This is a genomic window from Neisseria animalis (assembly GCF_900636515.1).
In the GTDB taxonomy this organism is placed as follows: Bacteria; Pseudomonadota; Gammaproteobacteria; order Burkholderiales; family Neisseriaceae; genus Neisseria; species Neisseria animalis.
The window spans coordinates 473,555-498,991 of the sequence record NZ_LR134287.1 but is presented as its reverse complement, the minus strand read 5'-3'; the positions used below and the strand labels follow the sequence as shown (position 1 = coordinate 498,991).

21 protein-coding genes and 1 CRISPR repeat array are annotated in these 25,437 nt (G+C 52.3%); of the genes, 8 read left to right on the top strand and 13 right to left on the bottom strand.

Annotated elements, in window-relative coordinates; genetic code table 11:
- Positions 1–55 precede the first annotated feature (55 nt).
- A complete protein-coding gene (locus EL111_RS02360) occupies positions 56–1,444 on the top strand; it encodes a TolC family protein (protein WP_123795563.1) in 1,389 nt (462 codons plus the stop codon).
- Between the two features lie 630 nt (positions 1,445–2,074).
- Here the strand turns inward: EL111_RS02360 and EL111_RS02350 are convergent.
- From EL111_RS02350 to EL111_RS02335, 4 genes are all read right to left on the bottom strand, one after another.
- On the bottom strand, positions 2,075–2,791 hold the full coding sequence (locus EL111_RS02350; protein WP_123795564.1) for a thiol:disulfide interchange protein DsbA/DsbL: 717 nt from the start codon (positions 2,789–2,791) through the stop codon (positions 2,075–2,077).
- A gap of 147 nt (positions 2,792–2,938) precedes the next feature.
- A complete protein-coding gene (locus tag EL111_RS02345; protein ID WP_123795565.1) occupies positions 2,939–3,367 on the bottom strand; it encodes a hypothetical protein in 429 nt (142 codons plus the stop codon).
- A gap of 85 nt (positions 3,368–3,452) precedes the next feature.
- Complete coding sequence (locus EL111_RS02340; RefSeq protein ID WP_126325829.1) at positions 3,453–4,016, bottom strand: biotin transporter BioY; 564 nt, start codon at positions 4,014–4,016, stop codon at positions 3,453–3,455.
- A gap of 139 nt (positions 4,017–4,155) precedes the next feature.
- Positions 4,156–5,754 carry a peptide chain release factor 3 gene (locus tag EL111_RS02335; RefSeq protein ID WP_123795610.1) on the bottom strand — a complete coding sequence of 533 codons (1,599 nt, stop codon included), beginning with the start codon at positions 5,752–5,754 and terminating at the stop codon, positions 4,156–4,158.
- A 234-nt stretch (positions 5,755–5,988) separates the two neighbouring features.
- On the opposite strand from EL111_RS02335, the gene EL111_RS02330 reads away from it, so the two are divergent.
- From EL111_RS02330 to EL111_RS02310, 5 genes are all read left to right on the top strand, one after another.
- Positions 5,989–6,852 carry a hypothetical protein gene (locus EL111_RS02330; RefSeq protein ID WP_123795611.1) on the top strand — a complete coding sequence of 288 codons (864 nt, stop codon included), beginning with the start codon at positions 5,989–5,991 and terminating at the stop codon, positions 6,850–6,852.
- Positions 6,853–7,453: 601 nt separating this feature from the next.
- Positions 7,454–9,532 carry a carbon starvation CstA family protein gene (locus tag EL111_RS02325; protein ID WP_123795612.1) on the top strand — a complete coding sequence of 693 codons (2,079 nt, stop codon included), beginning with the start codon at positions 7,454–7,456 and terminating at the stop codon, positions 9,530–9,532.
- Positions 9,516–9,716 (top strand): CstA-like transporter-associated (seleno)protein, encoded by a 201-nt coding sequence (locus tag EL111_RS02320; RefSeq protein ID WP_123795613.1) that lies wholly within the window; start codon positions 9,516–9,518, stop codon positions 9,714–9,716. Before EL111_RS02325 ends, EL111_RS02320 begins: the two co-directional genes overlap by 17 nt.
- A gap of 253 nt (positions 9,717–9,969) precedes the next feature.
- Positions 9,970–10,221, top strand: a complete 252-nt coding sequence (locus EL111_RS02315) for a type II toxin-antitoxin system Phd/YefM family antitoxin (protein ID WP_123795614.1) — start codon at positions 9,970–9,972, stop codon at positions 10,219–10,221.
- Positions 10,218–10,478, top strand: coding sequence for a Txe/YoeB family addiction module toxin (locus tag EL111_RS02310; protein WP_123795615.1), 261 nt, complete (start codon positions 10,218–10,220; stop codon positions 10,476–10,478). Before EL111_RS02315 ends, EL111_RS02310 begins: the two co-directional genes overlap by 4 nt.
- Positions 10,479–10,659: 181 nt before the next feature.
- On the opposite strand, the gene EL111_RS02305 is transcribed toward EL111_RS02310, so the two are convergent.
- The 5 genes from EL111_RS02305 to EL111_RS02285 all read right to left on the bottom strand — a co-directional run bounded on the left by EL111_RS02305 (position 10,660) and on the right by EL111_RS02285 (position 16,871).
- Positions 10,660–11,490, bottom strand: a complete 831-nt coding sequence (locus tag EL111_RS02305; protein WP_123795616.1) for an HpcH/HpaI aldolase/citrate lyase family protein — start codon at positions 11,488–11,490, stop codon at positions 10,660–10,662.
- A gap of 330 nt (positions 11,491–11,820) precedes the next feature.
- The gene (gene tyrS, locus EL111_RS02300) at positions 11,821–13,116 is read right to left on the bottom strand and encodes a tyrosine--tRNA ligase (RefSeq protein ID WP_123795617.1); all 1,296 of its coding nucleotides are present in this window, start codon (positions 13,114–13,116) and stop codon (positions 11,821–11,823) included.
- Between the two features lie 70 nt (positions 13,117–13,186).
- Entirely contained in the window at positions 13,187–14,278 is a 1,092-nt protein-coding gene (gene ychF, locus EL111_RS02295; protein ID WP_123795618.1) for a redox-regulated ATPase YchF, read from the bottom strand.
- 35 nt (positions 14,279–14,313) lie between these two features.
- Positions 14,314–15,747 (bottom strand): D-alanyl-D-alanine carboxypeptidase/D-alanyl-D-alanine endopeptidase, encoded by a 1,434-nt coding sequence (gene dacB, locus EL111_RS02290; protein ID WP_123795619.1) that lies wholly within the window; start codon positions 15,745–15,747, stop codon positions 14,314–14,316.
- A gap of 107 nt (positions 15,748–15,854) precedes the next feature.
- Positions 15,855–16,871, bottom strand: a complete 1,017-nt coding sequence (locus tag EL111_RS02285; protein ID WP_123795620.1) for an FAD:protein FMN transferase — start codon at positions 16,869–16,871, stop codon at positions 15,855–15,857.
- A 173-nt stretch (positions 16,872–17,044) separates the two neighbouring features.
- Here EL111_RS02285 and EL111_RS02280 point away from each other — a divergent pair, with 173 nt between their 5' ends.
- On the top strand, positions 17,045–17,383 hold the full coding sequence (locus EL111_RS02280; protein WP_123795621.1) for a hypothetical protein: 339 nt from the start codon (positions 17,045–17,047) through the stop codon (positions 17,381–17,383).
- Positions 17,384–17,804: 421 nt separating this feature from the next.
- Here the strand turns inward: EL111_RS02280 and EL111_RS10475 are convergent, their stop codons facing one another.
- On the bottom strand, positions 17,805–17,957 hold the full coding sequence (locus EL111_RS10475; protein ID WP_162842981.1) for a hypothetical protein: 153 nt from the start codon (positions 17,955–17,957) through the stop codon (positions 17,805–17,807).
- Positions 17,958–18,119: 162 nt separating this feature from the next.
- Here EL111_RS10475 and guaA point away from each other — a divergent pair, with 162 nt between their 5' ends.
- Complete coding sequence (gene guaA, locus EL111_RS02275; RefSeq protein ID WP_123795622.1) at positions 18,120–19,685, top strand: glutamine-hydrolyzing GMP synthase; 1,566 nt, start codon at positions 18,120–18,122, stop codon at positions 19,683–19,685.
- A 183-nt stretch (positions 19,686–19,868) separates the two neighbouring features.
- Positions 19,869–20,564: a CRISPR direct-repeat array (repeat unit 36 nt; unit sequence GTTGTAGCTCCCTCTCTCATCTCGTAGTGTTACAAT).
- A gap of 63 nt (positions 20,565–20,627) precedes the next feature.
- Here guaA and cas2 read toward each other — a convergent pair.
- From cas2 to cas9, 3 genes are all read right to left on the bottom strand, one after another.
- A complete protein-coding gene (gene cas2, locus EL111_RS02270; RefSeq protein WP_123795623.1) occupies positions 20,628–20,954 on the bottom strand; it encodes a CRISPR-associated endonuclease Cas2 in 327 nt (108 codons plus the stop codon).
- On the bottom strand, positions 20,947–21,858 hold the full coding sequence (gene cas1, locus EL111_RS02265) for a type II CRISPR-associated endonuclease Cas1 (protein ID WP_123795624.1): 912 nt from the start codon (positions 21,856–21,858) through the stop codon (positions 20,947–20,949). The genes cas2 and cas1 overlap by 8 nt, the downstream gene beginning before the upstream one ends.
- 64 nt (positions 21,859–21,922) lie before the next feature.
- Positions 21,923–25,147, bottom strand: a complete 3,225-nt coding sequence (gene cas9 / locus EL111_RS02260; RefSeq protein WP_123795625.1) for a type II CRISPR RNA-guided endonuclease Cas9 — start codon at positions 25,145–25,147, stop codon at positions 21,923–21,925.
- Positions 25,148–25,437 lie beyond the last annotated feature (290 nt).

Below are 25,437 nucleotides of genomic sequence, written 5' to 3'. Positions count from 1 at the left end.
TTCAGACGGCCCAATATCCCAAGGCCGTCTGAAAAACACAAAAAATGGACTTCCCATGAAAAAATATAAAACCCCGATTCAGACGGCCTTGAGCCTCTCCGCCGTACTGGCACTGAGTGCCTGCACCATCAACCCCAAGGCCGGACAAGTACCGACGCTTGCCGGCAGCGGCCATGTCATCAGCGCGGCCGAAGCCGCCGAACGTTACGACATCAACGGCAACTGGTGGGAAACCTACCAAAGCCCGCAGCTCAACGCGCTGGTGGAGCAGGCTCTGGCCAACAACATCGATTTGAAACAGGCCGCCGTCAACGTGAACAAAGCCTTGTATCAGGCCAATATTCTGGGGGCGGATTTGGTACCGTCGTTCAGCGGCTCGCTCGGTGCCTCCCATTCGAAAAACCTGAAATCCGGCAGCGGCAATAATAGTTTCAGCAGCCAGCTCGGACTCAGCTACGAACTGGATTTGTGGAAACGCCTGAGTGCCGCCGCCGATGCACAGGTATGGAACTACCAAGCCACGCAGGAAGATTTGGCCAACACGCGCCTGACGCTGGCAAACAACGTCGCCGATGCCTACTTCCACATCGCCTACCTCAACGAAGCCATTGAACTGACAAAGAAATCCGTGCAGCGTTACGAAGAAGCCGCCCGCATTTCAGCCGCCAAATACCGTCTCGGCAAATCCGACTCCGGCGGGCCGACACAGTCCGGCCAATCGCTGTTGGGCGCGCGCAACAACCTGCTGTCGCTGCAAAACAGCCGCGATACGCTGGAGCAAACCCTGCGCAACCTGCTGAACCTGAAACCCGGCGAAGCCATGGCCGCCGAGCCGTCGCAATACCGTCTGCTGCCGGTCAAAGGGGTGGATTTGAACGTGCCGATAACCGTACTGGCTAACCGGCCCGACCTGCGCGCCGCCGAATACCGCGTGCAGTCGGCCCTGCAATCGTTCGCCGCGCAAAAACGCAGCTGGTATCCGAGCATCACCTTGGGTGCATCGCTGAGCACGGCATCCGATAAAGCCTCCACCGCATTCAATATTCCGTTTTTAGGCGGATCGGCGCAAATCAACCTGCCTTTCCTCAACTGGCCGAAACTGAAATGGCAGGACAAAGCCGCCGAAGCGGATTTCGACAGCGCGAAACTTACGTTCGAGCAAGTGCTGACCACCGCGCTCAACGAGGTCAGCACCCATTACCTCAATTACCAAAACGCCCAAGCCTCCCTGCGCAACCTGCAGCAGCGTTACACACTCGACCGGAAAAACAGCCGCTATTACCAAGTGCGCTACCAATACGGTAAAAACGAGCTGAAAGACTGGCTGGACGCACTCAACACCGAATACGCCTCCGCGCAAAACGTGCTGAACCAACGTTACGAAGCCTTGAAATACGAAAACATGGTGTATAAAGCCATGGCGGGGCGTTATACGCCGAAGTAGGTTTGCGCGGCGGTCGGGCAGGCCGTCTGCAAACGGATAGCGGCAAGGCGGCTTGCGTTTGCAGCCATGTGCAGACGGCCTGAGACCTTGGCAAAATTCATGACAATGGCTTGTAGGAGCGGGGTTTGCACCCACCTGCCTACCCGGACTTTTGAAATTGTCAATTTTTCAAGGTATTCAGTTTTCAGGCAGGATAAAACCCTCCCCCTGCAACCGGTTTTGGTGTTTGTTGCAAAGGTCTCGGCCTTTTTGACGCTCTATTGCCGCGCAAACATCAAAATCAGGCAAACGGCAAACCACCCGCCAGCTGTATTGCCGCAAGAAAGTTGTTTCACACCCATCATACGGCGTAGCGCACCTTGCTCGAAAAGTGGGGTATCCAAGCCGTCGGGCAGCCAGTCCGCCGCGCGGTACTGCCTGCGGCTTTGCTGTCTTGCCTTATAGTCATTTAAAATAAGAATGATACAGCGTTGCTTTGCCTTGCCGTACTATGTGTACTGTCTGCGGCTTCGCTGCCTTGTCTCATTCTTATTTTATTCGACTATACTTTGCATTGTCCGATTATGTTTGGCGCAAAAAAAGGCCGTCTGCAAACTGTATGTGCAGACGGCCTTTTTTGCGTATACGGGCTTATTGTGCCTTTTGCTCTTCGCGTACTTTGTCCACCAACATATCGATGGTTTGCATACCGGAATGCCAATCGGCAAATTTCACCACATATTTGCCGCCGACGATGACGGTAGGCGTGCTGGCAATTTGGTGCACATTGGTCAATTCCGCCATTTTATCGGCAAGTTGCGCGCTTTCCGGAGATTCGTATGCCGCCAATACTTTTTTACCGTCAAATGCGGTTTGGCCTTCCAGCCATTGTTTCAGCGTATTTTCATCGGTCAGATTGATTTTTTCGTCAATCATCGCCGCAAAAACCGCGCTGTTGGCCTTGGCTTTTTCACCGCTGATGTCCAGCGCGGCGGTCAGGCGTGCCAACGGCATCATGTCTTCCTGCCACACAACGTGTTCGGTACGCAGGTAAGTATCATCTTGGAAAGTTTTCACATGCTCGCTGATTACCGGCTCCAAATGGGCGCAATGCGGGCAGAAATAGCCGAAAAATTCCAATACTTCGATTTTGTCCGCCTGTTTTTGCGGAATCGGGTTGGCCAATACGGTATAGTTTTGGCCTTCCACCAAGCCTTGCGGCGCAGCCGGAGCTTGCGCGGCAGCAATCGGTGCGGAAGAAGTATTTTGCGGCATATCGCCGGCCGGTACGCTGGTTTCGCCTTTTTGACCGCAGGCCGCCAGTGCCAGCAGGGTCATCGCGGCAACAGCCGTTGTTTTCAACTTCATGATGTACTTTCTTAAAATCGGGAATAAAGCAAAATTTTAGCGGATTTCTGCCGAATGTGCAGAATTTGGAATGAAAAATCATGAAAATTGGATATGCAGACGGCCTTTATGTCGCCGAGGCCGTCTGCAAAAACCAAACAACCGGCTTTACCGGTATTCGTAACGGATCAGTTCGTTTTTACGGCTGCCGACGATCCTGATGGTCAGCACCACCGCCCCGCCGCAAACCGTCAAACTGCCGAAATAATCATCAGGCATACAGGCATAAGGCTGCTCGGCCAGCAGGCCGTTTTCCGTTTCGCGAAACAGAAAAATCCGTTGAAACCTCTGCTCGCGGTAATGGTAAAACGCCAAACCGCCCTCTTCCTGCCGCCATTGTTTCTCATCACGGCAAATCCGCCCGTTATCCAAGCGGAAACGGTCGCTAAACGTCAACACGCCGTCTGCAAATCCGGTCAGGGTTTCCCCATTGCCGCAGCAGTTCCAATCCATTTTCGAGCCGGCCAGACTGCGCGATTCAAAACACAGCCTGCTCACGCGGCGCAAGCGTTGGAAAACATCGTTTACAGTATACATTTGATATGCTCAAGGCCGTCCGAACAGACTTTCATCATATGCAGACGGCCTTTGGTGCTGATTCAGTGCCTAACAAGCAGGCAGCTTAAAACTTACGGAAAAAGCGGTAGGCCGGCACCACCAGCACGCTCGCCAAAACAGCCTTCACGATACCGCCCGCGATAAAGGGATACAAACCGTATTCCAATACCTGACCGCCCGGTACGAAAAACGAAAGCTGAACCAGCCCGAATACAAACATGACAGCCGTGGCAACCAATGCTGCCGCCACGCTTTTCCAAGCCGATTTCAACACACCTTTATCACTCGCCCGGCCCAGAATATACGCCATGGCGATAAAGCCGATGAGATAACCGCCGGAAGGCCCCATCAACACACCCAAACCTGCTTTGCCGTTGGCGAATACGGGCATACCCATCACCCCTTCCAGCAAATACAGCAATACTGCCGCCACGCCTGCTTTGCGTCCGAGTGCGAAGCCGACCAGCGTAACGGCCAGCGACTGCCCTGTAATGGAAACAAACGGCAACGGAATGGAGAATTGTGCCAACACGGCAATCAGGTTCGCGCCCAAAGCGGTTTTCAACCAAAACGCAGTGGTTCGGTTTGCGTCAGCCCAATGCTTGACGACTGATACTTGGTTCATCATAAAAGATTTCCTTTAAAAAATAATAAAACGCCCGTTCGCAATGAAGCGGACGGGCGTATTGTAACCGAATTTATGCCGAAAGGCCGTCTGCAAAACAAACCTTCGTTTTGCAGACGGCCTTTTCCATTTATTGTTTGCCTTACGCGTTCAAATTCACCGCGTGTTCGCGCGTTTCGTGGAATACGATGTCCGGCCAGCGTTCCTGCGTCAGCCCCAGATTTACACGGTTGGGGGCAAGATAAGTCAGGTTGCCGCCGGCATCGATGGCAAGATTGCCCGCGTTGGCTTTTTCAAATTCGGCCAGTTTTTTCTTGTCATCACACGACACCCAGCGCGCCGACCAAATCGAAGCGTTGTCAAATACGGCCTCCACGCCGTATTCCGCCGCCAAACGCGAAGTAACCACTTCAAACTGCAACACGCCCACCGCGCCCAAAATCAAATCCGCGCCGCTGTGCGGTTTGAATACCTGTACTGCGCCTTCTTCGCCCAACTGCTGCAAGCCTTTTTGCAGCTGCTTGATTTTCAGCGGGTTTTTAATACGCACGCTGCGGAACAGCTCCGGCGCGAAAAACGGAATGCCGGTAAACGCCAGCTGCTCGCCTTCGGAAAAGCTGTCGCCGATTTGGATGTTGCCGTGGTTGGGAATACCGATGATGTCGCCCGCAAAGGCTTCTTCCACCAGCTCGCGGTCGTGCGACATAAACGTTACCACGCTGGAAGCGGCGATGTCGCGGTTGATACGCAAATGCTTCATCTTCATGCCGCGCTCGAATTTGCCGGAGCAGACGCGCAAAAAGGCGATGCGGTCGCGGTGTTTCGGATCCATATTGGCTTGGATTTTAAACACAAATCCGGAGAATTTTTCTTCAGACGGCTCTACCATGCGCACGGTCGCATCGCGTCCTTTCGGCGCGGGAGCCCAGTCGATGAGCGAATTTAAAATTTCCTGAATGCCGAAATTGTTAATTGCCGAACCGAAGAACACGGGCGTCAGTTCGCCCGCCAGAAATTCGTCCAAATCAAACTCGTTCGACGCGGCCTGAACCAACTCGATTTCATCACGCAACTGTTGGATTTCCAACGGAAAACGCGCTTCCAACTCAGGATTGTCTATGCCCTTGATTACGTCAAACTCGTGCGGCAGTTTCTCGCCGCCCGCTTCAAACAAATACACTTCGTCGTTCAGAATCGAATACACGCCCTTGAAGTTTTTGCCCATGCCGATCGGCCAAGTTACCGGCGCGCAGCGGATTTTCAGAATATTTTCCACTTCGTCGAGCAATTCCAGCGAATCGCGCACTTCGCGGTCGTATTTGTTCATAAAGGTGACAATCGGCGTATTGCGCAGGCGGCAGACGTTTAAGAGCTTGATGGTTTGCGCCTCCACGCCTTTGGCCGCATCGATAACCATCAATGCACTGTCCACCGCAGTCAGAACGCGATAGGTGTCTTCCGAGAAATCTTGGTGGCCCGGTGTATCCAAAAGATTGACGGTATGGTCTTTATAGTCGAACTGCATCACCGACGAAGCCACGGAAATGCCGCGTTGCTTCTCGATTTCCATCCAGTCGGAAGTGGCGAACTTGCCGGTTTTCTTGCCCTTCACCGTACCCGCGCTCTGAATCGCACCCGAAAACAGCAGCAGCTTTTCGGTAAGCGTGGTTTTACCCGCGTCGGGGTGGGAAATGATGGCAAACGTGCGGCGGCGGCGCACTTGGTCTAAGATTTCGGACATGGTATTCGCTTCAGGTTGGCAAATTCGGGAAACAATTCAGGATATGCCGTCTGCAAATACGCCAAAATACGCTTTACAGACGGCATATCCGTATTCGGAAAAACGTATCATTGTATAAAAAATTACCTGTTTCTTCAACGAATACCGTTTGGAAAAAACCGCACATCATCATTCATATCAACACAAAACTTGCTATAATTCCACCATCTTTTTTCCAAACACACAGGCAGAAACATGTTACCCGAATCGGCACTAAAAAATTTCTATCCGCTGATTGTTACCCCCAGCCACGACGGAAAATACTTTCACAACTACACCCTTTCGCTGCTCAACCTCATCTATAAAGCCGCCTCAAGCGATATAAAAATACAAGTTCTGCTGCAACGCGGCGAAAGCCTGATTACCCGCGCCCGCAACAACGCGGTTGCCGAGTTTTTAAGCCACCCGGAATACACCCATCTTGTTTGGATTGATTCCGACATCGGCTTTTCCCCCGAAGCGTTTTTCCGCCTTCTGCTCGCCGACCGGGACGTTGCCGCCGGCATTTACCCGCTCAAAAAAGAAGACTGGCCGCAAGAAGGCGTAGCGGAGGGCACAACCAAAGAAATGTTCAATACCCGCTACACCCATTACACCATCAATACCCATACCGCCAACGAAGAAGGCATCGTCGAATTGAACGTCGATGAAGACGGCTTTATGCAGGTAGATGAAGCCCCTACCGGCTTTATGGCCATCAAACGCGGCGTATTTGACAAAATGATCGCCGCCTACCCCGATCTTGCCTACATTTCGGACAGCGACTACACCGCACCCAACCAAACCTGCTACCGCTTTTTCGACTGCATGGTCGACCCCGACAGCAAACGCTATCTCTCCGAAGATTACTATTTCTGCCGCTTGTGGCGCGCATTGGGCGGAACGGTCAATGTAGACGTGCAATCCAACCTGACCCACCAAGGCACAAAAGTCTATGCCGGCTCATTTGCCCGCTCCCTGCAAGACAATTTGCCGCGCGCCGTCAAATCCGCCGCCGGACAAAAAATGAAACTGTCCTGCGCCGCCCCGCTGCGCGAAAATATCCGCCACGGCGAATAATACTAATATCCTCCATTCAAAGGCCGTCTGCAAAATGCCTGTTTTGCAGACGGCTTTTTACTGCCTGCCATGACAGACATGACCCATCAACCGCCATTGAACAGGGATATAGTCATTTAAAATAAGAATGAGACAAGGCAGCGAAGCCGCAGACAGTACACATAGTACGGCAAGGCAAAGCAACGCTGTATCATTCTTATTTTAAATGACTATAGCAATCTTCCGCCATAGCTTAAGCTGTCCGCTTGGCTGCAAAATACCCCGCCCTTTCTCCCAATCCGCCCAAACAGCCTGCTTATGGCAACTTAACTCAATTTTACAGGAAGTTTTATCCGCCCAAACTCCCGCCAAAATATCCAAACTTCAAGCATTTCCCCTTAAAAACCATCTAAAAAAGTGATACACGGGCAAATATGTAACTTGATGTAGTGCAAGAACAAGGCAATCAAACTTGTTCCTTTACATATAAATATATTAATATGGTTAAACTTTAAATATTTTGCAATCAACTAATTGTTTAATATGAATTATTTATTTGTATTATCCGAATTTTATTTTTGATTTTTATTTATATTAATTTATTAACCTTAAAGGACGTGTCATGAAAGCGTTAAAATCGTTTCTGATATGGGGCTTGGTGGTTTGCGCGGGGGTGATGGCTTTTGCCACGCTGGCATTCAGCCGCGGCGAACCCATCAGCGCCGTTTGGCTGGTGGTTGCCGCCATATCGGTTTACTGCATTGCCTATCGTTTTTACAGTCTGTATATCTGTAAAAATATTTTGGAATTGAATGAACGCAGATTAACTCCGGCGGAGCGGCACAATAACGGTGTGGATTATGTGCCGACTGATAAAAAAGTTTTGTTCGGCCACCATTTTGCCGCCATTGCGGGCGCGGGTCCGCTGGTCGGCCCTGTGCTGGCTTCGCAAATGGGCTATCTGCCGGGTACGCTGTGGATTATCTTCGGCGTGGTTTTGGCCGGTGCGGTGCAGGATATGATGGTACTGTTTGTTTCAATGCGCCGTGACGGTAAGTCTTTGGGCGAAATCATCAAGCAGGAGTTGGGGGCGACCGCCGGCATCATCGCCTCCATCGGTATTCTGATGATTATGATCATCATCACATCTGTTTTGGCTCTGATTGTGGTGAAAGCACTGACCCACAGCCCGTGGGGGACGTTTACCATTATGGCAACCGTACCGATTGCGCTGATTATGGGTTTTTATGCGCGCTTTATCCGTCCGGGCAAGCTGGGCGAAATCGCAATCGTCGGCTTTATTGCGATGATGAGTGCGGTGATTTTCGGCGACCATGTGGCGCAAAGTCCTATCGGCCACTGGTTTGACTTGAACGGTGTGCAACTGGCCGTATTCATTATGCTCTACGGTGCGGTGTCTTCCCTCTTGCCGGTATGGTTTTTGATGACGCCGCGCGACTATCTGGCGACTTTCCTGAAAATCGGTACGATTATCGCGCTCGCCATCGGTATTATTGTGGTCGGCCCTGAATTGAAAATGCCGGCGGTAACGCATTTCATCGACGGAACCGGTCCGGTATTTTCCGGCAAATTGTTCCCGTTCCTGTTTATTACCATCGCCTGCGGTGCGGTATCCGGTTTCCATGCGTTGATTTCTTCCGGTACTACGCCGAAAATGATTGCCAATGAAACCCATGTCCGCCCGATCGGTTACGGCGGTATGCTGATGGAAAGTTTTGTGGCGATGATGGCTCTGGCGGCGGCTTGTTCGCTCGATCCGGGCGTATATTTCGCCATGAACAGCCCTGCCGCACTCATCGGTACGGATGTCAATACGGCCGCCCATGTCATCACTACCCAGCTGAATATTCCGGCAGATGCCGCAGTATTGGCGCAGACGGCAAAAGAAGTGGGCGAGCAAACCATTCTCTCCCGCGCAGGCGGTGCGCCGACTTTGGCCGTGGGTATGGCGCACATCATGAGCAGTCTGATTCCCGGCGAGGCGATGATGGCGTTTTGGTACCATTTCGCGCTGTTGTTTGAAGCCATGTTTATCCTGACGGCGGTTGATGCCGGTACGCGTACTTCGCGTTTTATGTTTCAGGATTTGCTGGGCACATTTGTCAAACCTTTGGGTACGGGGCGCGGTATGGCCTCCAATGTGGTGGCAACCTGCTTGGCGGTCGGCTCTTGGGGTTATTTCCTTTACACCGGCGTAACCGACCCGCTGGGCGGCATCAACTCCTTGTGGCCGCTGTTCGGTATCGGCAACCAAATGTTGGCGGGTATCGCGCTGATTATGGCGGCTGTGGTGCTGGTGAAGATGAAAAAAGAGCGTTATGTGTGGGTACCCGTCATTCCGGCAGTCGGTTTGCTGATTGTGACCGCCGTAGCCTCCATGCAGAAGCTGTTTGATGCCGATCCGCATATCAGTTTCCTTGCCCACGCGGCGCAATACCGCGAAGCGGCGGCACGGGGCGAAGTGCTTGCTCCGGCAAAAGATTTGGCGCAAATGGGGCAGATTGTACTCAATGACTATGTCAATTCGGCATTGTGCGCGTCATTTATGCTGGTGGTGGTATTGGTGGCCGTGTACGGTTTGTCCGTTGCACTGAAAGCACGCAAAATCGGCTGGGCAACCGCCAAAGAAGTTCCAGCCGTTTACCGTGACGAGGTAGCCCATCATGAAACTGCCGCATAAATATTCAGGCCGTCTGAAACAGTGGCTTCAAAACGCCCGAATTGCCGCTAATTATATGGCGGGATTTCCGGATTACGACCGCTATGTCGCCCAACAGCGCAAGCACAATCCGGATACGCCCGTTATGACGAAGGTGCAGTTTTTGGATTATTGCCAAAACAAACGCGGCGGCGGCTGCTGTTAACATCGCTTAACCGAACCGAACCCAACCCCGTACAAATTTTCGTACGGGGTTTTTATTGATTCAGCAGCAAATTATCCGCATCGCGGCTGCCTATTCCGAGACCGGCGCGGAAGATGGCAACAACATACGCACCCGATCCGCATTCTGGAAACTCCAAAATCAGTTGGTTAAACGAGCTTAAACTTTTCTGATTGACAAACAAAAAAAACTTGTACAAAATTATGTACAATTAACGATAAAAACGGAGAAAAAAATGTATGCCGTCCACGCTTCCGATTTCCGCAAAAACATGGCAGCCACGCTTGACCGCGTTGCCGACAACGCCGAACCAGTACTGATTACCCGAAGCGGCGCATCTGCCGCTGTTTTGCTCGACATCAACGAATACAACGCGCTGATCGAAACGGCTTATCTGCTTTCCAATCCCGCAATGGCGGCACGTTTGGCAAAAGGTATTGCCGAAGTGGAGGCAGGCAAAACCAGTATTCGGGAATTGGTTGAATGATGTTGCACTTTACCGATGACGCATGGGAGGATTACCAATACTGGCTGCAAACAGATAAAGCTGTTCTCAAACGTATCAATACCATTATTCAAGACATGCAGCGCAATCCGTTTGACGGCATTGGCAAACCCGAACCGCTGCGCCACAGCTTGAGCGGTTATTACAGCCGCCGCATCAATCAGGAACACCGCATTGTTTACCGAGCCGACGACAGCGGTATTTGGTTGATTTCTCTGCGTTTCCATTATTCCGGCTAGCCGTTAAAAGGCCGTCTGCAAAATGCTGGTTTTGCAGACGGCCTTTTATAGTCTTTTAAAATAAGAATGATACTGCGTTGCTTTGCCTTGTCGTACTATCTGTACTGTCTGCGGCTTCGCTGCCTTGTCTCATTCTCATTTTATTCGACTATACTTATTTCATTCTGTCGAAACAGACAAATTAATCGTGTTCCGCCTTACCGACCATGCTCCGCGCCCATTCGATAACCGGCAAATCCACCATTTGCCCGTCTACCTGAAATACTGCTTTGCCATCAAGATCCGCCCGTTCCAATATTTTGCGTGCAAACACCAGCTCAGCAGCCGTGGGACGCAATGCGGACCGTACCGCCGCTACCTGTTTGGGGTGGATACACAATACGCCGCCAAAGCCGAAATCGCGCCAATATACTGTGTTGCGGGCGATGGCTGCCTCGTCGTTAAACTCGGGGAAGGTTGTTTCCAGCGGCGGATGCAGACGATTAACCCTGCTGTACAGCAGCAAATCCGTCCGCAAACGGTCGAATACTGCTTGTGCGGACGTGCTGCCGAAGCGTATGCCCAAATCGTTTGCCAAGTCCAAACAACCATAAGTGAAGGCAAACAATCCTTCTGCCTGCGCCATGCTTGGAATGGCCATCATACCTTGTGCGGTTTCAATACCCGCTACCACTGCCCTGCCCGTTTGCCAATGCAGCGTGGTAATGCCGTCTGCATTTTCGGCCTTAGCCAGAATCACGCCTTTAATCTGCGGCAACGCTGCCACCGCCGCAATGTCTTCAGCATGATGCGGACTGTTTGCAGCATTTACCCGTACCCATACCGGCCGGCTGTCTTCCTGACGGCCATACGCCGCAGTATGCGCCCGTGCAGCCGCTTTATCGGCCGAAGCCACTGTATCTTCCCAATCCAACACCACTTCATCGGCACCGCTTGCCCATGCTTTCTCGAAACGGTCGGGACGGTTGGCTGGAACGAACAAAAAGATTTTCGGTATGATGGGGCGCAACATAACGGCTCCTGTAAAGTGTATGCGGATAAAATCAGCCGAGAATCATATCAGCGGCACGGCAGGCAAGGGAAACAATGCGGCAAAACAGTTATCCGACACAAGACGATGCAGCATTGCTGTACCCGCCCATAGGAGACTTGGCCAAGCTGCCGACACCGCAAATCCGCCACCCGTACTCTGCATTGTCTGCGACTTTGCGGCCTTGTCTCATTCTATGTAATCCAACGATAAACTGACGGCAAATGTTTCAGTACGCATTGTAACGGATTTTCGGCACAAAAAAGCCGTCTGCATATTTGCAGACGGCTTTTTCAATGTTTGGCGTTGGAATTATTTCCAAACCAATAAGGCATGGTTGCGTTTGCCGCGGCGCACGATGGTGTATTTGCCGAAGCGTTTGTGTTCATCGGCCAGCAAATACGCATCATCGGGTTTTTCCGGCGCATGATCGGGATTGTTCGCTTCGGCTGCTTTGCCGTTCAACACCACCGCTTTGCTGTTGACAAAACCACGCGCTTCTTTGTTTGATTGGGCCAAGCCGCTCAATACCAAGGCTTCCACAACATTTACGCTGCCGGACACTTCAAATGCGGGCAAACCGTCCAGCGCGAGCTGTTCGAAGTCGGCTTCGGTCAGATTGCTCTGGTCTTCGGCAAACAGGCTGGCGGAAATGCGTTGCGCCGCTTCCAAAGCTGCTTCGCCGTGAATCAGGCGGGTCATTTCTTCGGCCAGAATGCGCTGCGCTTCGGGCTTGGTGCCGCTGGCTTGGTCTTTCGCTTCAATCGCGTCAATTTCTTCTACACTCAGGAAAGTGAAGTATTTCAAGAATTTATACACGTCGGCATCGGCCACTTTCAGCCAGAATTGGTAAAACTGGTACGGCGAGGTTTTCTTGGCATTGAGCCACACCGCGCCGCCTTCGGTTTTGCCGAACTTGGTGCCGTCGGATTTCGTTACCAGCGGCAGGGTTAAGCCGAATACCTGTTTTTGGTTCAGGCGGCGGGTCAGGTCGATGCCGTTGGTGATGTTGCCCCATTGGTCGGAGCCGCCGATTTGCAGCATCGCGCCGTGGCGTTTGTTCAATTCGGCAAAATCATAGCTTTGCAAGAGGGTATAGGCAAACTCGGTAAACGAAATGCCCACATCGTCGCGGTCGATACGCTGCTTGACCGATTCCTTGTTCAACATCGCGTTTACAGAGAAATGTTTGCCGATGTCGCGCAGGAAATCCAAGCAGTTCATGCCGCCGAACCAATCGTAGTTGTTCGCCATAACGGCCGCATTATCGCCCTCGAAGCTCAAAAACGGCTCCAGTTGCGCGCGGATGCTGGCCACCCACGATTGCACGGTTTCCGGCGTATTCAAGCTGCGTTCCACCGCTTTGAAACTCGGATCGCCGATCATACCGGTCGCCCCGCCCACCAAAGCCACGGGCGTATGGCCGGCCTGTTGGAAACGGCGCAAAGCCAAAACCGGCAGCAGATGGCCGATGTGCAGGCTGTCGGCGGTGGGGTCGAAACCGCAGTAAAGCGCGATTTTTTGTCCGTTGAGCAAAGCATCGAGTGCTTCGATGTCGGTGGTTTGCGCGATAAGGCCGCGCGCTTGGAGGTCTTGGATTACGCTCATTATTTTTCACTATTCCTTGGCTTTTCAGACGGCATCATGCCGTCTGAAAACAAACACAGTTATACTTTAATCAAACATTAAACAGGAAATGCATCACATCGCCGTCTTTCACGACATATTCCTTGCCTTCCACGCGCATTTTGCCGGCTTCTTTGGCTTTGGCTTCGCCGCCGAGTGAGACAAAATCTTCATAGGCAATCACTTGGGCGCGGATAAAGCCGCGTTCGAAGTCGGTATGGATCACGCCTGCGGCTTGCGGGGCGGTGTCGCCTTTGCGGATGGTCCAAGCGCGGACTTCTTTGACACCGGCGGTGAAGTAGGTTTGCAGGCCGAGGAGGTCGTAACCGGCGCGGATCAGGCGGTTTAAGCCCGGCTCTTCCAAGCCCATTTCGGCAAGAAATTCGGCTTTTTCGTCGTCGTCCAATTCGGCGATTTCGCTTTCCATGGCGGCGCATACGGCGACAACGGGCGCGTTTTCTTTGGCGGCAAGTTCTTTCAGGCGGTCGAGATGCGGGTTGTTTTCAAAGCCGTCTTCCGCCACGTTGCCCACATACATGGCGGGTTTGGCGGTGAGCAGGAACAGCGGGCGCAGCATGGCCAGCTCTTCGGCATCGAGGCCGAACGAGCGCACGGGTTTGCCTTCGTCCAGATGCGGCAGCAGTTTTTTACACAAATCAACGAGCTTCTGCGCGTCTTTGTCGCCGGAGCGGGCGCGTTTTTCTTCGCGCACGATGGCTTTTTCCACCGAGGCCAAGTCCGCCAGCGCGAGTTCGGTGCCGATGGTTTCGATGTCGGCAATCGGATCGACTTTGCCGGCAACGTGGACGATGTTGTCGTCGTCGAAACAGCGTACTACGTTTACAATCGCATCGGTTTCGCGGATATTTGCCAAGAATTGGTTGCCTAAGCCTTCGCCTTTGCTGGCACCGGCCACCAAGCCTGCGATGTCGACAAATTCAACGATGGCGGGCTGCATTTTCTGCGGGTTGACGATTTTGGCCAATTCCGCCATGCGCGGGTCGGGCACTTCGACGATGCCGACGTTCGGCTCGATGGTGCAAAACGGATAGTTGGCCGCTTCGATGCCCGATTGGGTCAGCGCGTTGAAGAGGGTGGATTTGCCGACGTTGGGCAGGCCGACGATGCCGCATTTCAAGCTCATGTTTTTTCCTGAAAATTTATAAATTTAATCGTGTATTATAGCATATCTGGCTTATTGTGGACGGCGGCGGATGCCGGCTGTTCAGGCGGATTTGCAGACGGCTTCGGTTGTTTCGGCACAAGGCTCTCAATCAATTTATCCATACTTTCCAAATAATAATCTGCGTTCGGGCTGTTGATGATGACCACAACCGCCATTGGCTTTTCGCCCAGCCAGTAACCGGCCAGCGCGCGCACGTTTTTCAGCGTACCGGTTTTTAAGCGCAAAGACGGACCTGCCGCACTCAGGCGGTCTTTCAGCGTACCGTCCGCACCGGCAATCGGCAGCGTACGGATAAAGGCTTCTTTAAATGGGCTGAAATAAGCCTTTTCCAGCATCTGACCCAGCATCTCGGCGGTAACGCGCTCCTTACGCGACAAACCCGAACCGTTTTCCAAAACCAGTTCGCTGCTGTCCACGCCCGACAATGCCAACTCCCGCCGCACTACTGTCTCTGCCTGCGCCAAGGCCGTCTGCACATCTTCACTTCCGCCCAATTTCAAATACACCGAACGGGCAATCAGATTACTGGAATGCTTGTTCATTTCCGTCAGCATATCTTTCAGCGGCGGCGAGAAGTGGCGCACCAGCAAACGCGCTTCAGGCGGAGTATCTCCGGTTTGGAGGCCGTCTGCAATTTGGCCGCCCGACCACCGCCAAAGGTTGGTAAAACTGCGGTAAGCAAACTCTTCCGCCCCCAGCATATTGACAAACATTTCCTGCCCCAAACAGCTTTCGGGCAGCCTGCCGCTGACACGCAACACTCCGACCGCATACTCCGCTTTCATATAACGCCGCAACGACGAACACTCGGCAGCCGCATACGGCACAATACTGATGCGGTTGTCCAACGGAATTTCCGGCAGTTGCGGCTTGGTCCGCACCACTACCCTGCCCTCGCTGTCGCGTTCGGGCATCAGCCACACTACCTTATACGCCAGCATATTCGGATCGGGCGGTATCATATAGCTTTTGCCCTCGTCTGCGGCAAAATCGGGGCTGTTCGGCACACTCCCCCACAAGCTGCGGTCCAATACCAGCCCGCCTTCAATATTACGGACACCCGCATTACGCAACTGCTGCTGCACCACGGCAAGGTCTTCCTGCTGCAACACCGGATTGCCGCTGCCCGCCCAATACAGATTGCCCGACAATGTACCGTCTTTGATTTCACCGTCGCCCAACCAATCGGTATGCCAGCGGTAATCCTGCCCCAGCGCACGAAAAGCAGCATAGGCAGTAACCAGCTTCATCGCTGAGGCCGGATTAACTGCCGCGTCGGCACGGTGCGATTCGACAATCTTGCCGCTGTCGAGTTCCTTCACATAAACGGAAATTTCTCCGGCAGGAATATTGCCCAAATCGAGAGCAGTCGCGGAAAAAGAAACGGCACACAGCAACCATGCGGCAAAACGGGACGGAATGTTCATAAATCCAAACAGCAAAAATCAAAGAAAAGCCGTCATTATACGGCAAAAGCCGTCTGCATATTCAGACGGCTCCCATACACCAACCGGAAAACGGCGGCAAAACAATCCTATACCTGCATGAGTTTCCCCGTCTTATCCACCAGCCACACTTTTGCCCGCTCGGCTTCGGCAGCACGGCGGATTTCCGTTTCGTCCATAATCGCAAACGCCGTGGCCAACGCATCGGCCACCGCCGCACTTTCCGCCATGACGCTGATACTCCGATAACGCGGTTGCGCGCCGCCTGTACGCGGGTCAAACAAATGAGTAAACGTTTCCGCCGCATTAAATACCGTACCGTAACCGCCCGATGTGGCAAATCCTTCGTTTTGCAGCGGCACGGTCAGCAGAACATCGGTTTCGTCTTGAGGATTTTTGATACCGACCTGCCAAGTGCGCTGCCCCAGCGTATCCAAGCCGCGGATTTCGCCCATATCGACCAATGCCTGCCGAATGCCGCTCTTCCGCAACAATTCAACAGTTTTATCGGTAATATAGCCCTGCGCGATACCGTTGAGCGACAAACCCATGCCGCGTTCGGCAAAAGTGACGGCTTGACTGTCGAACGCCACTTTGTCAAAACCGACCAAACGCAATGCCCGATTAACTTCCGTTTCGGGCGGCGGCGTTACCGCGTCAGGATTTCGTCTGAAGAAATCCGCATAGGCATTCCAAAGCGGCTGTATGCTCGGATCGAACGCGCCGTCCGTCAGCCGGTACAGTCTGCCTGCCAAACTCAAAACCGCCAGCATATCCGTACTCGGATAATGCAGACGGCCTTCACGGTTCAAGCGGCTGATTTCGCTATCTTCCCGATACAGGCTGAAAATCTTTTCCAAGCGCGCCACTTCCGCCAATGCTTTGCGGATTACAGCTTCGGCAAAGGCGTGGTCTTCGTGGTACAACCTTATCTGCGCCCCCGAACCCAAGGCAATCCCCTGCCAAGCCACAAAATCCTGCCCGCCGTCTGCCTGCTGTTTTGCAGACGGCCTTTCGCGGCCGGAAAACCATAACGGCACGGCCACCGCACTTGCGGTTACGGCAGCAAGGGCGAAAAAACGGCGGCGGGTAAGCGGTATGTTCATAACAGCGGCGATGGGTTCGGCAATCGGTTCAAGCCGCAAGCATAAGCCCGTTTGCCGAAACAGACAAGCCGCATCTTTTTTGCACAAATACACGCAAGATTGCATTTACCGTCAATTTCCACAACGCTTTTCCTTTATAATCAAGCCGTCTGAACACCACACGGAATACCGCCATGCCGCAGGCCTCCCTTGCCCTTCCCCTATTTCTGATTTTATTCGGCGCAGTCTGGTTTCTCAAAACCACCGGCGTACTGCCGGCCACCGCCACACTGGTTGCCGCAGGCGTTGCCATTGCCGGCATCGCAGTGATGGTGATGGACGGCATCAACAAACAATCCATTGTATCCGGCCCGATGTTGGTGTATATCGGTGCCGCCATCTACCTGCGTACCGAATACTGGTTCGGCTATTCGCCGCTGATTGCGTTGGGCATGATGGTGCTGGGCATTTTGCTGCTGCTCTCGCGCAGCAGTATCGTGCCGCACAAACAATACAGAAAAATCAACGATTAAACTTGCCGCATCAGGCCGTCTGCAAAATACGGCTTTGCTCACAATGTTGCGCCTGAAGTGCATCGGCTGCCAATTTCAATGTTGCCATGACCTTGCCGACACCGCTCAAACCTGACAACGCACAGCCGATAAGAGCGTATCGACATCGATACCTTTGAATCAGAAGTCTTGTATTCATATCCTGCTGATGAATATTAAAAGGAAAAGATGTCTGCCGTTGCCGCCATGATTTCGTTTTGAATTGTTATTGCCGTCAGCTTGGCTGTTGTTTCTGGATTTGCTTGGGGCATACCAAAATATAGTCATTTAAAATAAGAATGATACAGCGTTGCTTTGCCTTGCCGTACTATGTGTACTGTCTGCGGCTTCGCTGCCTTGTCTCATTCTTATTTTATTCGACTATAGATTGACAAAGCATGGTTCAAAAAAGAAACCGCGCCTGACGGTTGGTGTCCGCGCCTTTGCCGAAGAAGTTGCAGCCGAACAAGCCGCGCAAAACCGCTCCTATCCTTTCAAACAACCCGCCCAATCCGGCGGGTTGCTTCTTTTTGCCCGTCTGCAAATTCTCCCGCATTCGGCGCGTATTTTTCCATGTACGCCAAACGCCCTACGCTCGCTCTCCAACCGTTCTGATAATGCAAATGCCGTCTGAAAAATGGTATAATCCGCCAAATTTGCAGACGGCATGAATCATCATTGCCGTGTCCCCAACCGTTTCTTTATTAAAGCAAACATCATGACCCAAGACAAAATCCTGATTCTCGACTTCGGCTCGCAAGTGACCCAACTGATTGCCCGCCGCGTGCGCGAAGCCCATGTTTACTGCGAACTGCATTCTTTCGATATGCCTTTGGCTGAAATCAAAGCCTTCAAGCCCAAAGCTATTATTCTTTCCGGCGGCCCCAATTCCGTTTACGACTCCGATTATCAGGCAGACACCGGCATTTTCGACTTGGGTATCCCCGTACTCGGCATCTGCTACGGCATGCAGTTTATGGCGCACCATTTGGGCGGCGAAGTCTCCCCGGGCAACCAGCGCGAATTCGGCTATGCCCAAGTGAAAACCATCGATTGCGAACTGACGCGCGGCCTTGCAGACGGCCAACCCAACACGCTCGACGTATGGATGAGCCACGGCGACAAAGTATCCAAGCTGCCCGAAGGCTTTGCCGTCATCGGCGACACCCCCTCCTGCCCGATTGCCATGATGGAACACGCCGAAAAACAATTCTACGGCATCCAGTTCCACCCCGAAGTTACCCACACCAAACAAGGCCGCGCCCTGATCAACCGCTTCGTGCTGGACATCGCCGGTGCGAAACCGAGCTGGACCATGCCCAACTACATTGACGAAGCCGTAGCCAAAATCCGCGAACAAGTCGGCAGCGACGAAGTGATTTTAGGCTTGTCCGGCGGCGTAGATTCCTCCGTTGCCGCCGCGCTGATCCACCGCGCCATCGGCGACCAACTCACCTGCGTATTCGTCGACCACGGCCTGCTGCGCCTGAACGAAGGCAAAATGGTGATGGACATGTTTGCCCGCAACTTGGGCGTGCGCGTGATTCACGTTGATGCCGAAGCGCAGTTTATGAACAAACTCGCCGGCGTTACCGACCCCGAGAAAAAGCGCAAAATCATCGGCGCGGAATTTATCGAAGTATTTGATGCCGAAGAGAAAAAACTCACCAACGCCAAATGGCTGGCCCAAGGCACGATTTACCCCGATGTCATCGAAAGTGCGGGCGCGAAAACCAAAAAAGCCCACGCCATCAAGTCGCACCACAACGTCGGCGGCCTGCCTGAAAACATGAAGCTGAAATTGTTGGAACCGCTGCGCGATCTGTTTAAAGACGAAGTGCGCGAACTCGGCGTCGCCCTCGGCCTGCCGCGCGAAATGGTGTACCGCCACCCCTTCCCCGGCCCGGGCTTGGGCGTACGCATTTTGGGCGAAGTGAAAAAAGAATACGCCGACCTGCTGCGTCAAGCCGACGACATCTTTATCCAAGAATTGCGCAACACCACCGATGAAAACGGCACTTCATGGTACGACCTGACCAGCCAAGCATTCGCCGTATTCCTGCCGGTGAAATCCGTGGGCGTGATGGGCGATGGCCGCACCTACGATTATGTGGTGGCACTGCGCGCCGTCGTAACCAGCGACTTCATGACCGCACACTGGGCGGAGCTGCCGTATTCCCTGCTCGGCCGCGTGTCCAACCGCATCATCAACGAAGTCAAAGGCATCAACCGCGTGGTGTACGATGTAAGCGGCAAACCGCCCGCCACGATTGAGTGGGAATAAAATTTAATCAAAACTAAGGCCGTCTGTATATTTGCAGACGGCCTTTTCATTGCTGCTTTTTCAACAATATATTATTTTTAAAATCATAATGATATGGTGTTACTTAACCTTGCCAATTTACGTTACAACGCTCTTATCTCGTAGTGTTACAATCAGTATGCCTGTCGGTATGTTGTTTTCTTGGTTGTAGCTCCCTCTCTCATCTCGTAGTGTTACAATTGAAACGCCTCCTCTGCCGTGCTGGGGTACGTTGTAGCTCCCTCTCTCATCTCGTAGTGTTACAATTACATAGTAGTTTTCAGCAATATATGACTTGTTGTAGCTCCCTCTCTCATCTCGTAGTGTTACAATATTGCTTTGTTCGGCCTCAAACAAAAATTCGTTGTAGCTCCCTCTCTCATCTCGTAGTGTTACAATCCGGCACACCCGGCACCGGCAAAACATCTAGTTGTAGCTCCCTCTCTCATCTCGTAGTGTTACAATTCAGTAATGCCCAAGGAGAAGTCGGCAGGAGTTGTAGCTCCCTCTCTCATCTCGTAGTGTTACAATATTTTTTGGTTGCTGTAGGAGAGGTCTCCAGTTGTAGCTCCCTCTCTCATCTCGTAGTGTTACAATTTCATACGGCGCAGCGCATCCAGCAGCTCAGTTGTAGCTCCCTCTCTCATCTCGTAGTGTTACAATTATAAGCTTTATATAAGAAGTAGGGTTAGCGTTGTAGCTCCCTCTCTCATCTCGTAGTGTTACAATTAACGCTCGGCTTAGGAGCGAAAATGTACAGTTGTAGCTCCCTCTCTCATCTCGTAGTGTTACAATATGGTTAACGAAGGCGCGGGCTGATGTAATGTTGTAGCTCCCTCTCTCATCTCGTAGTGTTACAATAGCCAAGCGGGGAATCCTTGAAAAACAAGGGTTCTCCGCTTTATTTCTGCCTAAAATTCCGTTTTAAAACAGCAAAAGCTGGTCGGCATTCACCTTTTTTTCACGCGTTTTCGGCTCGCCAATCAGCATCACCATACCCGCATATTGCTTTTCCGTTACCTCCAAATAACGCACCTGCCCTTCTTCGGGCAGTTGTTGCAGCAGCCTTTTGTGGTGTTTTTGCAACGCATCGCGCCCGCGAACGATGCGCGAATATACCGAAAGTTGCAGCATCTGGTAGCCGTCTTTCTGCAAAAATTTGCGGAACCGGTTGGCTGCCTTGCGCTTGGCAGCGGTGGTAACGGGCAGGTCGAAAAAGACGATTAAGCGCATAAATTGGGCCTCACTCATAATCATGCTCTTTCAGAGGCAGCATTTGCGGCAGCTTCAGCAGTTTGGGATTGTTTTCGGTTAATGCCGTCTGCAAAGACTGTATGGTGCGGTCGATCGCGGCCAGCAGGCTGTAACGGCGTTTGTCGAGCATAATCTGACAGCAAAGCAGCCCTACCAGCCTGAGTTTGGTTTCGGGCGTAAGCGTTTCAGGCAGGCTTTGCGCGCATACGGCATCGTACACCAGCAAATCTACAATCTGCCGGTAAGGCTCGATAAAATCATCGGCCAGATTAAATGCATTCAGCTCGCTCTTGTGCTGCAAACCCAGCGCGGGCAGAAAACCATATTGCACCAGCGCGCGGGCAACGGCAGAGCGCACGATGCTGTAACCGTAATTCAAGCAGGCATTGACGGCGTTTTCCTGACTGCGGGTAAACGCATCGCCAAACAGCAGCGGAAAATACAGCGCGGCGGCCTGTCCTTCGGCATAACCTTTGTCGCCCGATTTTACTTCATCCGCCAAAGCATTCAGACGGCCTGCGCCGATGTCGTGGCCGCTGTAATCCAGCAACCATGCCTGATTGCGGATTTTTTGCTGCACAATCCGCTGCCAAAGCTGCTTTTTCTGCGGCTGCGTCATATGGATTTGCAGCTTGAGGATTTTCAGGCTGCGGTGGTATTGGGCAAAGGGCAGCCATTGGCCGCAGGGCAAAAACTGCTCGTCGCAGGTCAGCAGGGTAACGCCGTATTGCGCCAGCGCGGACAACAGCGGCGCGGTCAGCACCACTTCGCGCGATTCAACCACAATCACGGCAATGTCTTCGAGCGGCACGGGAATGGCTTCGTCTTGCCGGATCAGCAGGTGGTTTTGCTGCAACGACAAACGGGCGGGTTTGCTGATCAGTATGCTGCGCCAAGTCATCGGTTTCTCCGTGTGTTGTAACGTAATATGCCGTCTGCAAAAAGATTTCAGACGGCATACGGGTTTATTTTTTGTTTTTCAACTCAAGGCGCCTCTCCGCTTTGCACAGGCGGATTTCTTTTCCCAAAGGGTCGATTTGATATTTTTGGAAGGATAAAACCGTTTTTACACCTAAACTACGGTGAACTCCTTCTTTCCCTTTATTTTTTGCCATATCATGTTCTTTAACATTAATATTGCCGGTGGCTCTATCCAAGCCGCCAAAATAGCCAAAAATCCTACCTTTCTTACTAATAACTTCTACCAAATCATTCGGATATAGCGTGAATTTAAACGCATAGCTTTCATCCATTACATCCCAGTCGGCCTCATCCTTACCCTGTACCACCGCCTTATTCGGCAAAATACCTTTGGCAATCTGCCACGCATAAATCGGTACCAGATAGTTTTTGCCGTTCTTTCCGAATACATCCACGCGTATCATGGTGGCATTATCGGCAATGCCGCGCGCAATTCCTTGTCGGTCTTTACGCACCATCACACCGGTTTTCTGCACGTCTTCCACCCGCACGGCTTTGACCAAAGCCCCTTTCCCTCCGTCTTTCGCCGGTTTGTAAAACGGCTCAGCGAATGCCTTAACCGGGTCGTCTTTATGCGCGGCCAATCGTTCCCGCAAAGCCGCATAAAGCGCAGGTTCGCGATTGGGATAACCGACAATGTTTTCAATATCTTTGCTTTTCAACTGCGTCAGCGGCTTTTTCACCACGCTGATTTTTTCAGAAAGCCTTTTCGCCGATTTAATGGTTTCCAAATGCCCCTGCCCCGTCATCTTGCGGTTCGGTGCGCGGGAAACAAACAGCGGCGTAACATGCTCATGCAGAGCCTGCGGGCGCGAATCGAGTTTCTCGGCCAGCTCTTCGTGCGGCTGATCGCTAAACACGCGTATCATCACTTCCTGCCGGAAAAAATCCCACGGCTGCGGAATGCGCTGCTTCACTTCGCCGGTTTCGGTGTCCACCGTTTCCAATGTTTCGCGCCGCTGCATAGCTTTGGTGATTTTCTGCTGCATGGATACGGTGGAACACGCCACCACCACAGCATCCAGTGCATGGTGGCGGTCGTTGTCTTCCCGCACTTTCCGCAAGCCCCATAAGCCGCGCAAGAGCGATGTGATTTGGCCATTTGAAGCAAACACGCGCCGTTTGCCGCTGCCTTCCAAATGCAGGTTTTCTTCGATGAAGTTGCACAAAAAGCGGGCGATATAGCGCGTATCGTTCAGATTACGCTCCAAAAAGCCCTGCTCGGCTTTGCTGTCGAGTTTGGCCGTCTGAATCCGCTGTTTCTTGGCATACGGGAAACCGCAGCCGGCCACACGCGCCTGAAATTCGCGCCAACGCTGGCTGTTGCTTGCACCGTCCAAATACTCATACGGCGTTTGGTTGCGCTTTTTCTGGTTTTCGCTGCCCAGCACCAGCACTTTATTGTTGAAACTGTCGTCCCAAGTGCGCGAAAACGGCAACGCGTGGTCGATTTCGACATAACCTTTTTCGTTCAAGCGGCGCAAATCAATTTCCGCACCCGAGTACAGGCATTTGCATTGCTGCTGTTTGTAAAGCCGCAACTTCAAAATATCCTGCCCTTTGGGTTCGCCGACAAAATTCGGGAACAATTCTTTAAAATCCGCTGCCGCCCGCTCACGTTCTTTACGGTTTTCTTCCTGCCGTTTTTCGATTTCCTTGCGGTCTTTATAAGACTTGCCCAACTCACGCGCCGTTTCGATGTGCACGCGCTGCGGCGAACCGTAGCGGCGGATAATGGCATTAACCACTTTCCGAGTTTGGGTTAAGGTACGGAATACAACAGGGTTGCGGATATCATCGGCAGCAATCCGGGGCAGCAGCAGGTTTTCTTCTTTCTTTTTCAAACCGTAATGGTCGCCATACACCGCCTCGCAAGCCTTGTCGTAGCGCATACCGTTTTCCATCAGCGGCATAATTTGAGACAAGGCTTTGAGTGAAAGCTGAATGAATTTGTCGAAATTCAAGCCTGCCAACAAAGCTTGCAATACGTTTTCAGGCAGCTTGTCTTTCAGGCAGCTCGAAATATCCTCATCGGTTTTATACAGCGAAAAGACCGTACCGATTTCGTCCAGCAAATCGGGTTTGCACGCCAAGCCCTGCCATTCGGTTTTCAAGCCCGCCTTTTCCAAAACTTGGCGGATTTTATGGTAAGCCTTCATCTCCATCAGCGTACCGTTTTCAGCCTTGAGGCCGTCTGAATCCTTGCCGTAACGCAAGCCTTTGAATGCCGCATCGGCAGGCATATCCAATAATTTCCGCGCCTGCGTGTAAGTGAATTTAGCTTTTTTATACGGCTCGTCCAACAGCATTTTGCGCTCAGCTTCCTCTAAAGCCCGCTCTTCGCCGTTGTGCAAAACCCGCAGATTGTTCAGCTTGGTCAGCCACACAAACCGCTCTGCGGAATAGGTGTGTTTCGCCGCTTTGTATTCGGCAGGCTCAAACGTACATTTGCCCAACATTTTCAGCACCGCCTCGCCCTGCAAAGCACTGCGCTGGGTCATCAGCAGCGTATCTACTCTGTTTTCCAACTCAGCCGCAGCAAACGGATTGCCGAAACCGCGCTGTTTTTCAAACAAAAGATGCAGTTCTCTTTGCAGATCTTGGCGGTTGAACGTATGCGAATAATCGCCGCCTTTGTTGCGCATATGACCGTTTTGCACAGCAAAATGCTTTACCGCCAATTCCGCAGGCGTGCGGTAAGCATCTTGCTGCAATAATTTGCTGTTTTCCGCCACACCGGCCAACAGGCGGCCGAGCTCTTTATCTTCCGTCTGCATTTCGCTTTTGCGCTGCGACAGATAACCGCGGTGTTTCACCAAATGCAGCAACACCGCCGCCCATTCTTTGGCTTCCAGCTTTCTGTCCAAACCCGCCACGCGCAGCGGCCATGCATCAACGGGCAAATCCCGAACCAAACCGTTTGAATCAAAATCCGCTGCGGCCAACACGCCCTCGCGTTTCAACAAGCGGCGCAAACGCAGCAAACGGTGCGCCCTGCGGCGGATTAAGCGGCGCACGCTACGCGCCTCGCGCCGCGCTTTGGCTAAAGAATCCCCTGTTTTCGGCACTTCCGCCCGTTCAAACGTGCGCACGCCGCAATCAAGCAGGCCGTTCGGATTTTCATTTTCATCAACCGATACCAAAGCCCAGCCCACCGAAGCAATGCCCAAATCCAATCCCAATATGTATTTCTGCGGATACGCACCCATGATTTCTCCGTTTTATGCAGAAAAAATATCATCTTATACCACATTTTTACGTCAACAGAGCCGTAACGGAACAAATGTTTGATACAAGAAAAAAATGGTCGGCATATTTACCGCAGCGGCCATCATCTTGCACGCCGATAAAAAACAAATTAGAATACGCAAATATTGTTGCACTACGAGATGAGAGCCGTTGCTACAATAAGGCCGTCTGCAAAGACGTGCCGCGACGTAAAATACTTTATGTATGAGCCCCTGTTTGAGTTTCTTAAACAGGGGCATCGTCTTATTTT

Bases quoted from the DNA above. Each gene is read 5' to 3' on its own strand.
- guaA (WP_123795622.1), top strand. From the start codon at position 18,120: ATGACCCAAGACAAAATCCTGATTCTCGACTTCGGCTCGCAAGTGACC.
- EL111_RS02325 (WP_123795612.1), top strand. From the start codon at position 7,454: ATGAAAGCGTTAAAATCGTTTCTGATATGGGGCTTGGTGGTTTGCGCG.
- EL111_RS02330 (WP_123795611.1), top strand. From the start codon at position 5,989: ATGTTACCCGAATCGGCACTAAAAAATTTCTATCCGCTGATTGTTACC.
- ychF (WP_123795618.1), bottom strand. From the start codon at position 14,278: ATGAGCTTGAAATGCGGCATCGTCGGCCTGCCCAACGTCGGCAAATCC.
- EL111_RS02345 (WP_123795565.1), bottom strand. From the start codon at position 3,367: ATGTATACTGTAAACGATGTTTTCCAACGCTTGCGCCGCGTGAGCAGG.
- EL111_RS02285 (WP_123795620.1), bottom strand. From the start codon at position 16,871: ATGAACATACCGCTTACCCGCCGCCGTTTTTTCGCCCTTGCTGCCGTA.
- dacB (WP_123795619.1), bottom strand. From the start codon at position 15,747: ATGAACATTCCGTCCCGTTTTGCCGCATGGTTGCTGTGTGCCGTTTCT.
- cas9 (WP_123795625.1), bottom strand. From the start codon at position 25,147: ATGGGTGCGTATCCGCAGAAATACATATTGGGATTGGATTTGGGCATT.
- EL111_RS10475 (WP_162842981.1), bottom strand. From the start codon at position 17,957: ATGCGGGAGAATTTGCAGACGGGCAAAAAGAAGCAACCCGCCGGATTG.
- EL111_RS02360 (WP_123795563.1), top strand. From the start codon at position 56: ATGAAAAAATATAAAACCCCGATTCAGACGGCCTTGAGCCTCTCCGCC.
- EL111_RS02350 (WP_123795564.1), bottom strand. From the start codon at position 2,791: ATGAAGTTGAAAACAACGGCTGTTGCCGCGATGACCCTGCTGGCACTG.
- EL111_RS02310 (WP_123795615.1), top strand. From the start codon at position 10,218: ATGATGTTGCACTTTACCGATGACGCATGGGAGGATTACCAATACTGG.
- EL111_RS02315 (WP_123795614.1), top strand. From the start codon at position 9,970: ATGTATGCCGTCCACGCTTCCGATTTCCGCAAAAACATGGCAGCCACG.
- cas2 (WP_123795623.1), bottom strand. From the start codon at position 20,954: ATGAGTGAGGCCCAATTTATGCGCTTAATCGTCTTTTTCGACCTGCCC.
- EL111_RS02335 (WP_123795610.1), bottom strand. From the start codon at position 5,754: ATGTCCGAAATCTTAGACCAAGTGCGCCGCCGCCGCACGTTTGCCATC.
- EL111_RS02305 (WP_123795616.1), bottom strand. From the start codon at position 11,490: ATGTTGCGCCCCATCATACCGAAAATCTTTTTGTTCGTTCCAGCCAAC.
- EL111_RS02280 (WP_123795621.1), top strand. From the start codon at position 17,045: ATGCCGCAGGCCTCCCTTGCCCTTCCCCTATTTCTGATTTTATTCGGC.
- cas1 (WP_123795624.1), bottom strand. From the start codon at position 21,858: ATGACTTGGCGCAGCATACTGATCAGCAAACCCGCCCGTTTGTCGTTG.
- EL111_RS02340 (WP_126325829.1), bottom strand. From the start codon at position 4,016: ATGATGAACCAAGTATCAGTCGTCAAGCATTGGGCTGACGCAAACCGA.
- EL111_RS02320 (WP_123795613.1), top strand. From the start codon at position 9,516: ATGAAACTGCCGCATAAATATTCAGGCCGTCTGAAACAGTGGCTTCAA.
- tyrS (WP_123795617.1), bottom strand. From the start codon at position 13,116: ATGAGCGTAATCCAAGACCTCCAAGCGCGCGGCCTTATCGCGCAAACC.